This is a genomic window from Microbacterium horticulturae (genome assembly GCF_029094505.1).
Lineage (GTDB): Bacteria > Actinomycetota > Actinomycetes > Actinomycetales > Microbacteriaceae > Microbacterium > Microbacterium horticulturae.
On sequence record NZ_CP119108.1, the window covers coordinates 2,617,274 to 2,629,012 of the forward strand.

The following is an 11,739-nucleotide window of genomic DNA, read 5'->3' on the forward strand; positions in this document are numbered from 1 at the left end:
GGCGGACGGGTTACTACTGGTTCAGCGTGGAGTTGACGGTGTCATCCCACGACGTCGCCGCGTCGGCAGGCGACTTGGCGCCCGAGGCGACCGACTGGAAGAACTGCTTCATGCCGGGGTCCTCCAGAGTGGCCCAGTTGCCCGAGGCAGGGGTCGCCTTCGAGTTCTCGGCAGCCTGGAAGAACGCGGTCTGCTGCTCGGTCAGGGTGCCCCCGTCGAGCGCAGCCTTGCGCGCCTCGTCGCTGTTCGGGATCCAGCCGTCCTTGACGACGTTGGTCTTCTGGATCTCGGGGCTGGCCGCGATCTTCACCCAGTAGCGTGCGAGCTCCTGCTGCTGGCTCTTGACGGCGATGCCCCAGTCGGAGCCCGCCAGCATGACCGGCTGCGTCTTGCCCGACGCGCCCGGCATCGCGAAGGTACCCAGATCATCGGTCGTGATCTTCGGGTTCGCCTTGGAGATCGCGCCGATCTCCCAGTTGTTGCCGATGATCGCGCTGGTCTTGCCGTCGGCGAACACCTGGTCCTGGTCGGGCTTGTCGGTGTTCAGCGTCTGGCTGGCCTTCGACGAGTAGGTGTTCTGGAAGGTCTTCCACTCGCTCAGGCCCGACTGCGCCTCAGAGCTGGAGAAGCCCGAGACCCATTTGCCGTCCTTCTGCGTGGCGATGTCTCCACCGGCATCCCAGATCCACTGCATGCCGGCGTACCAGTACTGCCCCGGCAGGTAGAACGACGAGAAGTCGCTCGCCGGGTTCTTGGCCTTGACCTTGTCGAGGTCGGCCTTGAGCTCGTCGTACGAGGTCGGCGCCGCGGTCACGCCCGCATCGGACCAGGTCTTCTTGTTGTAGATGACCGTGCGGGTCGCGCCGAACGACGGGACGGCGTACAGCTTGCCGTCGACCATGGCCGGGTCGACGAGGCCGCCGAGCCAGGTCTGGCCCTGCGCGAAGGCGTCCTTGTACGCGGTCAGGTCTGCCAAGCCGCCGCTGGCCGCGAACGTCGAGACCTGCGTGTTGCCGATGTCGATGACGTCGGGCGGCGTGTCGGTGGCGAGGGCCGTCGTGATCTTGGTCGCGATGTCCTTCCACTGCTGCGTCTCGACCTTGACCTTCGCGCCGGTGTCGGCCTCGAACTTCTTGTTGATGGCCGCGAGCGTGTCGTCCGACAGGTCGCCGGTCATCGACCAGACGGTGAGGGTCTTGCCCGCGCCGTCGGGCGCCGCGATCGTGCCGGCCTTCGAGGTGTCGTCGCCACCGGCGTTGTTGTTTCCGTTGCCGCCGCTCGAGCACGCGCTGAGCGCGAGCGCGGCAGCGATGCCGGCGGCTCCGACCGCGACGATGCGTGATGTGCGCATTCTGTCTCCTTGTTTCTCTGCTTCTCTTGGTGAGGGTGGGAAGGTCGGGTGACCTACCCGGGGGAATGATGGGATGCCGGTGGCGCTGTTGCTACGACACCCCGAGTTGTGCGGACAAGACCATGACCGCGGCGCCGCGCAGGACGATGTCTTCGCCCTGTGCGGTCATGCGCACCCGGATGCCCTCGTGGATCTTCGCGAGGGTCCGGGTCCGTAACGTCTCGGCGGTGGCCGCGGCGAACGGCCCGTCGAGGAGATCTGCGGGGCCGGAGAGGATGACCTCCGACAGGTCGAGCGCGCCCACAACGGGCGCCAGGGCGATGCCGAGCCGCTCTCCGGCGTCGCGCAGGACGTCGTCGTGCGGCGCCGCGGCTTCGGCCAGTCGCGTGGTGAGCGAGGGCACCGAGATCCAGGCCTCGAGACAGCCGACCTTGCCGCAGGAGCATTTCGGCCCGCCGTCGGTCGCGACCGTGACGTGCCCGATCTCACCGGCGGCGAAGCGGCTGCCGATCATCGGGCGTCCGCCCGAGAGCAGACCCGAGCCGACGCCGCGGCCCACCTTGACGAGCATGACGTCGTCGCGCGCGCCGCCGAACGTGTATTCGGCGAGGACAGCCGCGTTGGCGTCGTTGGCGACCACGACGGGCACGTGCAGCACGTCGCGCAGCGCTCCCTCGAGGTCGAAGCCGTCCAGCCCGAGGTTGGGTGCGGTCACGACCACACCGGCGTCGTCGACGACACCGGGGGTGCCCACTCCGACGCCCAGGACAGGAGCATGGCAGTCGTCGACGAGCTCGTGGGCGAAGGCCAGGATCGTTCCGACCACATCGCCGTCGGCGCCGGGATGCGGGATCTCACGACGGACCACGATCGTGCCGTCGAGGGTGAGCACTCCCCCGACGAACGACGAGGTGCCCGACAGGTCGAGGCCGACGATGCGGTGCCCCTCATGATCGAGATCGACGAGGATCGCCGGCTTGCCCGGCCGTGAGATCTCGCGCACGCCCCTCTCGGCGACGAAGCCGTCGGCGATGAGCTCTGCGACCAGGTCGGATATCGTCACGCGGGTCAGTCCGGTCTCACGCGAGAGATCAGCGCGGCTCATAGCGCCGTCGTGGAACAGGGTCTGCAGAACAAGCGAACGGTTGTGGGCGCGGGCGTGCTCGGGAAGCACCTTGGCGCCGTGACGCGAGTGTCGCACGGCGGTCTTCGATGACGGTTCCGCTCCCGCGCCTGAAGAGGCGGAGGGGCCGCGCTGCACTCCCGTGGTGGACATGTTTGTTAGTACACCTTACGAACACGGGATCCGCAACCCCGCCGCGCAATATTGCATAGCAACTTTACAAAAACGTTACCGATTCTTGATCGGCCCCACACCTGTTCCTCAGGCCGCGGCCCCCTTGTCGATCGCCCGCGTCGATTAGCATGGTGACCGGGGGAACATCACCGGGGGTGGAGTCCGTGGCAGATCAGTCACAGAAATCGGGTGCCGACGGCACGTCATCGCAGTCCGTCGCATGGGCGCCGGCGCCGCCGCACAAGCGCAAGCGCCATCTGGGCCTGTGGATCGGCACGCCGATCGGCGTCGCGCTTGCGGGCGTGGTCGCAGCATCCCTCATCCTCATCGCCCCCGGCACAGCGGTGGCCGGCGTCCAGATCGGCGGGATGACGCCCGGCAGCGCCGCGGCGGCCATCCAGAAGGAGCTCGAGAACACGACCGTCGAGCTGTCCGGCGACGGCATCGACGCGACGCTGACCGGCGCGCAGCTCGGTGCGACCGTCGATGCGAGCTCGCTCGCCTCGGCCGCGTACAGCGAGCACCCGATGTGGAAGATCGGGTCGTGGTACTCCGAGACGAAGCAGGCCCGCGTCACGCTTGACCACGACACCGCCGAGGCCGCGCTGCGCAAGGCGGCGCCGGCGCTGTTCGAAGACCCGGTCGATGCCGCCGTCGCCTACGACGCCGACAGCGAGAAGTACGTCGTCACCGATGCAGAGAAGGGCACCGGCATCGACCTCGACGCCGTCGCCTCCGCGCTGCAGACCGCCTTCGACGCCGGTCAGACCCGCGCCTCGGTCGAGGCCACGACCATCGCCACCGACCCGGCGATCTCCACCGAGACGGCCAAGACCACGGCGCGCACCCTGAACAAGGTGCTCGACACGGCCGGGTTCTACGTCGGCAAGGAGCGCACGGTGCCCGTGGACCGCAAGGTCGCGGCATCCTGGCTCACCGTCACGCCGCGTGACGGATCGTTCGACGTCACCGCCGATGCGTCGGCCATCGACAAGGTCGTCTCCACGCTCGCGAAGAAGGTCGACCGCGCCCCGCAGAACGGCACCGTGATCACGAACAGCTCGGGCACGGTGCTGGCCACCGAGAAGGAGACGCTCGACGGGCGCACGCTCGGCGACACCAGCGGCATCGCGGCGGCGTTCGCGACGCAGCTCGCCTCGGGCGATGGCACGTACGAGCTGAAGGTCTCGGTCGACAAGGCATCCACCACGAAGATCTCGCGCTACGCGGTCGTCGACCTGAGCGAGCAGCGCGCCTACTTCTACCAGAACGGCAAGCTGTGGAACAGCTACCTCGTCTCCACGGGGCGTGCCGGTCACGCGACGCCGACGGGTCACTTCGCCGTCTTCGCTCACGTCGGCATGCAAGACATGGGCTGTGTCGACGGATACGACTACTGCACGAAGAACGTGCCGTGGGTGACGTACTTCGCGCCCGACATCGCGTTCCACGGCACGTACTGGCACAACAACTTCGGGCACGTGATGAGCCACGGCTGCGTGAACATGCCGATCAGCATCGCCAAGACCGTCTACGACTGGGCCCCCGACGGCATGGAGGTCACGGTCCAGCCGTAGTCTGAGGCGAACTCGCCGGAGGACGACGAGAGGGGTGGATGCCGCAGCATCCACCCCTCTCGTCTGTCCGGCGTCAGGCCAGGCCGTCGATGATGGCGTTCAGCGTCGGAGACGGGCGCATCGCCTTCACGACCAGCTCGCCGTCGGGACGGTAGTAGCCGCCCAGATCGACGGCCTCACCCTGCACGGCCAGCAGCTCGTCGACGATCTTCTGCTCGTCGGCCGCCAGCGCCTCGGCGACCGGAGCGAAGGCCGCCGCCAGCTCGGCGTCGTCGGACTGCGCCGCCAGCTCCTGCGCCCAGTACAGCGCGAGGTAGTAGTGGCTGCCGCGGTTGTCGATAGTGCCCAGCTTGCGCCCCGGCGACTTGTCGTTCTCGAGGAACGTCCCGGTGGCGCGGTCGAGCGTGTCGGCCAGCACCTGGGCCTTCGCGTTGCCGGTGACGGTCGCGTAGTGCTCGAGCGACGCGGCCAGCGCGAAGAACTCGCCCAGCGAGTCCCAGCGCAGGTAGTCCTCGCTGAGCAGCTGCTGAACGTGCTTGGGGGCTGAGCCGCCGGCGCCGGTCTCGAACAGGCCACCGCCGGCCAGCAGCGGGACGATCGAGAGCATCTTGGCGCTCGTGCCGACCTCGATGATCGGGAAGAGGTCGGTGAGGTAGTCTCGCAGCACGTTGCCGCTGACCGAGATGGTGTCCAGCCCCTGGCGCATGCGCGCGAGCGAATAGCGGCACGCCTCGGCCGGGGGCAGGATCGAGATCTGCACGCCCTGCGTTTCGATCGTGGCCAGCGCCTGGTAGACCTTGGCGATGATCTGCGCGTCGTGGGCGCGGTTGACATCGAGCCAGAACACCGCGGGCGTTCCGGTCGCGCGAGCCCGGGTGACGGCGAGGTGCACCCAGTCGACCACCGGCACGTACTTGGTCTGCGTCGCGCGCCAGATGTCGCCCGCGCCGACTTCGTGCTCGATGACCACGTTGCCGTCCCCGTCGACGATCTCGACGCGACCGGAGGCTTCGATCTCGAAGGTCTTGTCGTGGCTGCCGTACTCTTCGGCGGCCTGCGCCATCAGGCCGATGTTCGACACCGAGCCGATAGTGGCGGGGTCCAGCGGCCCATTGGCGATGACGTCGTCGATGACGGCCTGGTAGACACCGGCGTACGACGAGTCGGGGATGACCGCCAGGGTGTCGGCCTCTTCACCCTCCGCACCCCAGAGCTTGCCGCCGTTGCGGATAAGTGCCGGCATCGAAGCGTCGACGATGACGTCCGAAGGGACGTGCAGGTTCGTGATGCCCTTGTCGCTGTTGACATAGGAGAGTTCGGGTCCGCGCTTCAGGTCGGCGGTGATCGCCGCGGCGATCTCGTCGCCGCCGTCGACCTCGCCGAGCCCGCTGAGGATCGACCCGAGCCCGTTGCTGGCGCTCAATCCCGCCGCGGCGAGCTTGTCGCCGTAGCGCTCGAACACGTCGGCGAAGTATGCCTTGACGACGTGGCCGAAGATGATCGGGTCAGAGACCTTCATCATCGTCGCCTTCAGATGCACCGAGTACAGCACGTCCTCGTCGGCGGCGGTCTTGATGGTGTCGGCGAGGAACTCATCGAGGGCGGATGCCGACAGGAAGGTGCCGTCGACGATCTCACGGGGCAACACCTTGAGGTTGTCTTTGAGGATCGTCTCGGTGCCGTCGGCGGCGATGTGGCGGATCGTGAGCACATCGTCATGGGCCGCGACCCACGACTTCTCGTTGTTCTTGAAATCGTCGTGGCCCATGGTCGCCACGCGCGTCTTCGACCCGGCCGGGAAGGGCTTGTTGGTGTGCGGGTGCTTGCGCGCGTAGTTCTTGACGGCCAGCGGCGCACGCCGGTCGCTGTTGCCCTGACGCAGAACGGGGTTGACGGCCGAGCCCTTGACCCGGTCGTAGCGCGCGCGAACGTCCTTCTCTTCGACGGTCGACGGCTCGTCGGGGTAGTCAGGGATGTCGAAGCCCTGACCCTGCAGCTCGGCGATGGCCGCCTTCAGCTGCGGGATGGACGCCGAGATGTTCGGCAGCTTGATGATGTTGGCCTCGGGCAGCGTCGTCAGACCGCCGAGCTCGGCCAGCGCGTCGCCGACCTGCTGCTCGGGCGTGAGGTTCTGCGGGAACGCGGCGAGGATGCGGCCGGCCAGCGAGATGTCGCGCGTCTCGACGTCGATCCCTGCCTGCCCGGCGACGGCCCGGATGATGGGCAGGAAGGACGCGGTCGCCAGTGCGGGCGCCTCGTCCGTATAGGTGTAGATGATGGTGGAATCGGTCACCGCTCGCCTCTTCGTTCGCTTGCTTCGATCGGGGTCACTCCAGCCTACCGTGCGCACGAAAATATCTTGATATCGAGATAACTTCGCCCGTCTCAGGCCATACTCACGGCGTCCGGCGTGCCCGAGGTCGTCAATTATGGATACGCTGACGTCTATGGGTGACCTGAGACTGGTGGAACTGTCCGCGTCGACCATCGTGGCGGTCAACAACTTCTCGCTGAAGCCGGGACAGGAGGAGTTCCTCTCCCCGGTCTCGTACGGCATCGCCGCGACAGTCGTCAATCCGCAGACCTCGTGGCAGCGCGTCGTGGTCGACGACGACGAGGTCGTCGGCTTCGTGAGTGCGAACTTCGACCCCGACTTCCCGCAGGAGCACTTCCGCTCTGTGCTGTGGCGGATCAACGTCGATGCCGATGAGCAGGGACGCGGTGTCGGGCGCTTCGCCGTCGACGGCCTGCTCGATGAGGCCCGCAAGCGCAACATGGACCACGTGAACGTGATCTACGAGGCCGGCAGCGGCGGCCCCGAGATGTTCTTCCAGCGCGTGGGCTTCACACCGGTCGACGAGACCGAGTACGGCGAGGTCATCGCCGAGATCCGCCTCTGACGCCGGCCGCGCGGGCGGCGAGCGCCGCACCCGCATCGCTTCGGCCCGCACGTCAGCGATCGTGGCGGCGCGCGTTCCAATCGCCGAGCAGATCGACGGCACGGCTGAACGCCTCGGTGGATCTCTCCACGATCGTGCGAGCAGCATCCCGCAACGCATCGGGCAGTTCCGTCTGAACCTTCTCGCCGCGCGCTGAGCGCTCGGCGTTCTCGAACGCTCGCTCGAGTTCGTCCACCGCGCGCCGGTAGACGGAGAAGTCGGATGCCGTGACCCGCGCACTCGACCCCGGACGCCGATCCCGCGCCTGCTGGAGGGCGACGAAGAACGCGGCGGTGTGCGGGTCGCGCGCGTCGCTCATCGCCGGGAACGCCAGAGCCAATCCCGGGTCGGTCTCGTAGCGCATCCACCGGGTCAGCACCGCGTCATGGCGGGCGCTCAGGCGTTCCAGAGGCAGTCCTTCGGCCTTCAGCGCTGCGTGCTCGGCCGACACGCGCACCCGTGCCGTCTTCACCCGCGCCAGGGCCGCCTTCGACGCCAGTTGCGCATCGCGGAGGGCGCGACGGGCGGATGCCACTGCGACGGCGTCGGCCCGTGACGCGGCGCGATCGGCCAGGACCCTGGCGGTCTCGGCCCGGGCCATCCGCGCCGTCACAGCGGCGCTTCGGGCCTGGCCGCGTGCTTCGCGCAGCTCGAGTCTGGCCGCGTCGTACCCGAGCCGCTTTCCCTTCGCCGTCTGCCGTGTGCGCAACGCGAAGAAGCCGGCCGCTCCCGCGCCGGCGGCGGCGGGCACGACCCACCACAGCTCGGTCGCCGCGGCCCAGATCGGATCCACACCCTCAACCTAACGCAGGTCCCGCGGGAGCCTCCGCCCCGCTCCGCGACCCCGTGCCGCGCCGCGCCGCCGCGAGTCGGGGCGACGCTCAGACCAACGACCCGCGCCAGGCGGCGTGCAGTTGCGCGAACTTTCCGGTGCCGCCGATCAGCTCGTCGGGCGCGCCGTCCTCGATGATGCGGCCGTGCTCCATGACGAGCACCCGGTCGGCGATCGCGACCGTCGACAGACGATGCGCGATGATGATCGCCGTGCGGTCGGCCAGCAAGGTCTGGAGGGCGTCCTGCACCTGGCGCTCGCTGGGCATGTCGAGCGAGGCCGTCGCCTCGTCGAGGATCAGCACCGCCGGGTTCGCGAGGAACGCGCGCGCGAACGAGATCAGCTGGCGCTGCCCCGCCGACACGCGCCCACCGCGCTTGTTCACGTCGGTGTCGTACCCGTCGGGCAGCGCCTCGATGAACGCGTCCGCGCCCACGGCGCCCGCCGCGGCCCGGATCTCGTCGAGCGTCGCGTCGGGCTTGCCCAGTGCTACGTTGTCGGCCACCGTGCCGCTGAACAGATAGGCCTCCTGCGTGACCATCACGATGGCGCGGCGCAGGTCTTTCGGGTGCAGCTCGCGCAGGTCGACGCCGTCGAGTCGCACCGCGCCCCGGGTCGGGTCGTAGAACCGCGACACGAGCTTGGCGAGCGTCGACTTGCCCGCGCCGGTTGTGCCCACCAGCGCGATCGTCTGCCCGGCGGGGATGTCGAGCGAGAAGTCGGGCAGGATGACCTTGCCCGCACCGTACGCGAACTCCACGTCGTCGAACTCGAGGTGACCCTTGGCCTCCCACAGGTCGACCGGGTGTGCGGGATCGGGAACCGAGGGCTCCTCTTCCATGACGCCCGAGACCTTCTCGAGCGCGGCGGTGGCCGACTGGTACGAGTTCAGGAACATCGCGACATCCTGCAGCGGGCTGAAGAAGTTGCGGATGTACATCACCGCAGCGAGCAACGAGCCGATCAGCAGTGTGCCGTCGACCACGCGGAACGCGCCCCACAGCAGGACGACCGCCATCGTGATGTTCGCCAGCAGGATGAGCCCGGGCTCGAAGATGCCGAACAGGTTCACCAGGCGCAGGTTGACGCGGCGGTACTCGGCGGAGATCTCCCCGAACTCCGCATCGTTGCGCCGTTCCTTGCGGAACGCCTTGACGGCGCGCACGCCCGTCATCGTCTCGACGAACTGCACGATCAGGCGCGCGGAGACGACGCGCGAGGCGCGGAATCCCTTCTGCGACTGGCCGTAGAACCAGCGCATGAGAAACGCCAGCGGAATGCCCATGACCACCAGCACGGCACCGCTGCGCCAGTCGAGCAGGCACAGCGAGATGAACGTGAAGATGCCGAACAGCACACCGGAGACGAGCTGGGTCAGCCCGCCGTCGAGCAGTTCGCGGATCGCCTCGAGATCGCTCGTCTGACGCGAGATGATGCGCCCCGACGTGTAGGTCTCGTGGAACTCCAGGCTCAGCCGCTGCGTGTGCCGGAAGATGCGCGTGCGCAGGTCGAGCAGGATCGTCTGGGTCAGCCTCGCCGACAGCACGACGAACCAGCCCATGAGCAGCGCGCCCAGGACGCCGACGACGATGTACGCGATGGTGATGCCGAATGCCGGCATCCACTCCGCTTCCAGCGCCCTCGGCAGTGCCGTGTTGATGCCGTATGCGATGAGCGTCGGGCCGATCACCTGCATCGCGGTGGAGACGACGACCACGACGCCGCAGAGGATCACCAGCCACCGCATCGGCGACAGCAGCGAGCCCAGCAGACGCAGCGAACGCTGCCGGATGGCGCGGCTCTCGGCCTTCGTGTAGTCGTTGCGGTCTTCGCCGCGGGTTCCGACGACGGTACTCACAGGTTCACCTCCGAGGTGCGCACGCGCTGATCCTCGACTTCGAGGCTCGAGATCACGTATCTGTAGTGCTCACTGGAATGCAGCAGTTCGGCATGCGTGCCCACCGCGGTGATCCGCCCGTCTTCGAGCAGCGCGACCCGGTCGGCCAGCGCCACCGTCGACGAGCGATGCGCGACGATGAGTGCCGTCGTGGTCGCCAGCACCCGGCGCAGGGCGGCCTCGACGAGCGCTTCGGTGTCGACATCGAGCGCCGACAGCGGATCGTCGAGCACCATCACCGTCGGCGCCGCCGCGACGGCACGCGCCAGGGCGAGCCGCTGCCGCTGCCCGCCCGACAGGCTCAGGCCCTCCTCGCCGACGGTCGTGTCGACGCCGTCGGGCAGCTCGTACGCGAACTGCGCCTGCGCGGTGCTCAGCGCCTCGTCGAGAACGGCCTGCGCCTCGGGGCTGTGGATGTCGAGGTCGTCGCGTCCGAGCAGCACGTTCTCGCGCACCGAGGCGGAGAACAGCGTCGCGTCTTCGAACGCCATCGCGATGTGGCGGCGCAGCTCGTCAAGACGCAGCGCGCGCACGTCGACGCCGTCGAGCTCGACGGCGCCCCCCGTGACGTCGTAGAGGCGCCCCGGCAGAGTGGTCAGGGTCGTCTTGCCCGAACCGGTGAGGCCCACCAGGGCCATGGTCTCGCCCGGGCGCAGCACGAGGTCGACGCCGTCGAGGAGGTCGCGCTCATCCGGACCCGCGTCGGGATAGCGGAAGTGCACGTCGCGGAAGGCGAGCTCACCCCGCGGCTCGGCGACGGTCTCCGGCCGCTCGGGGTCGGTGATCGTGTTCTTCTCGGCGAAGACCTCGAAGATGCGGTCGGTCGCCGTGCGCGCGTCCATCAGGAACGAGAACAGGAACCCGAGCGACTCGAGCGGCCAGCGCAGCGCGGTGGCCATCGAGAAGAACGCGAACAGCTCGCCGACCGTGAGCTGCCCGAGGGAGCTGAGCCAGATGCCCAGCAGCAGGCACACGCCGAACGCGAGCATGGGCACCGAGTCGAGCCAGAACCAGAGCAGCCCGACCTCGTGCGCCTTGCGCAGTTCGGTGCCGCGCAGCGTATCGGCCTGACGCGTGAACTTCTGCAGCGCATGCTTGCCGCGGCCGAACGCCTTGAGCACACGGATGCCGTGCACGCTCTCTTCGACGGCGGTGGCCAGGTCGCCGGCCTGGTCCTGGCTCTGCCGGGTCAACGCACCGTACCGCTGCTCGAACCGGTAGCCGAAGAACCAGAGCGGGATCGAGATGACGATGAACGCCGCGCCCAGCGCCCAGTGCCAGCGGAACAGCAGCACGGTGCCGATGACGATCGTCAGCAGGTTGACGACGAGCATGATCAGCCCGAACGTGATCCAGCGGCGGACGAGGTTGATGTCCTGCATCATGCGCGAGAGCAGCTGGCCCGACTGCCAGCGGTCGTGGAAGGCCACCGGCAGGCGCTGCAGACGCTCGTAGAAGTCCTGGCGGATGCGATATTCGATCTTCGTCGCAGGACCGAGCACGAACGCACGGCGCAAGAACACGAAGACGGCCTCGGCGGCGCCCAGCACGAGCACAGCCAGGCACGCCCAGCCGATGAGCGGCATGTTCTTGTCGGCGATCGGGCCGTCGACGACGACCTGCAGCACGAGCGGGATGACCAGTGTCATCACGGCGGCGGCGAGCGCGATCACCAGCCCGGCGATCAGGCGCGGGAAGAAGGGTTTGACGAACGGGAGGAGCCGTGCCAGAGCGCGCGGCGTGGACAGTCGTGGCGTAGACGGAGAGGTCATGATCCTTATGAGGGGTGGGAGAGCAGACAGATGTCACCCGGGGATGTGGTGACGGAGCGGGCGCAGAGCTGCGC

General features: G+C 68.2%; 8 protein-coding genes. 2 read left to right on the forward strand and 6 right to left on the reverse strand.

The annotated features are described in order from the left end of the window. Window positions 1-13: 13 nt before the first annotated feature. Window positions 14-1,351 (reverse strand): extracellular solute-binding protein, encoded by a 1,338-nt coding sequence (locus tag PU630_RS12490; protein WP_275277390.1) that lies wholly within the window; start codon window positions 1,349-1,351, stop codon window positions 14-16. 91 nt (window positions 1,352-1,442) lie between these two features. Next, window positions 1,443-2,627 carry an ROK family transcriptional regulator gene (locus PU630_RS12495; RefSeq protein WP_275277391.1) on the reverse strand — a complete coding sequence of 395 codons (1,185 nt, stop codon included), beginning with the start codon at window positions 2,625-2,627 and terminating at the stop codon, window positions 1,443-1,445. A gap of 185 nt (window positions 2,628-2,812) precedes the next feature. Here PU630_RS12495 and PU630_RS12500 point away from each other — a divergent pair, with 185 nt between their 5' ends. Then, a complete protein-coding gene (locus tag PU630_RS12500; protein WP_275277392.1) occupies window positions 2,813-4,225 on the forward strand; it encodes a L,D-transpeptidase family protein in 1,413 nt (470 codons plus the stop codon). A 73-nt stretch (window positions 4,226-4,298) separates the two neighbouring features. Here PU630_RS12500 and PU630_RS12505 read toward each other — a convergent pair whose 3' ends face one another. After that, window positions 4,299-6,518, reverse strand: a complete 2,220-nt coding sequence (locus PU630_RS12505; RefSeq protein WP_275277393.1) for an NADP-dependent isocitrate dehydrogenase — start codon at window positions 6,516-6,518, stop codon at window positions 4,299-4,301. A gap of 154 nt (window positions 6,519-6,672) precedes the next feature. Between PU630_RS12505 and PU630_RS12510 the strand changes: the two genes are divergently transcribed. Further along, entirely contained in the window at window positions 6,673-7,125 is a 453-nt protein-coding gene (locus PU630_RS12510; protein ID WP_275277394.1) for a GNAT family N-acetyltransferase, read from the forward strand. 52 nt (window positions 7,126-7,177) lie between these two features. Here PU630_RS12510 and PU630_RS12515 read toward each other — a convergent pair whose 3' ends face one another. From PU630_RS12515 to PU630_RS12525, 3 genes are all read right to left on the reverse strand, one after another. Further along, complete coding sequence (locus PU630_RS12515; RefSeq protein WP_275277395.1) at window positions 7,178-7,957, reverse strand: hypothetical protein; 780 nt, start codon at window positions 7,955-7,957, stop codon at window positions 7,178-7,180. Between the two features lie 88 nt (window positions 7,958-8,045). Further along, complete coding sequence (locus PU630_RS12520; RefSeq protein ID WP_275277396.1) at window positions 8,046-9,854, reverse strand: ABC transporter ATP-binding protein; 1,809 nt, start codon at window positions 9,852-9,854, stop codon at window positions 8,046-8,048. Continuing rightward, a complete protein-coding gene (locus PU630_RS12525; protein WP_275277397.1) occupies window positions 9,851-11,665 on the reverse strand; it encodes an ABC transporter ATP-binding protein in 1,815 nt (604 codons plus the stop codon). The genes PU630_RS12520 and PU630_RS12525 overlap by 4 nt, the downstream gene beginning before the upstream one ends. Window positions 11,666-11,739: the final 74 nt, after the last annotated feature.

What these genes read in the sequence shown, in the direction of transcription:
- PU630_RS12510 (WP_275277394.1), top strand. Translation starts at nt 6,673, where the DNA reads ATGGGTGACCTGAGACTGGTGGAACTGTCCGCGTCGACCATCGTGGCG.
- PU630_RS12525 (WP_275277397.1), bottom strand. Translation starts at nt 11,665, where the DNA reads ATGACCTCTCCGTCTACGCCACGACTGTCCACGCCGCGCGCTCTGGCA.
- PU630_RS12490 (WP_275277390.1), bottom strand. Translation starts at nt 1,351, where the DNA reads ATGCGCACATCACGCATCGTCGCGGTCGGAGCCGCCGGCATCGCTGCC.
- PU630_RS12495 (WP_275277391.1), bottom strand. Translation starts at nt 2,627, where the DNA reads ATGTCCACCACGGGAGTGCAGCGCGGCCCCTCCGCCTCTTCAGGCGCG.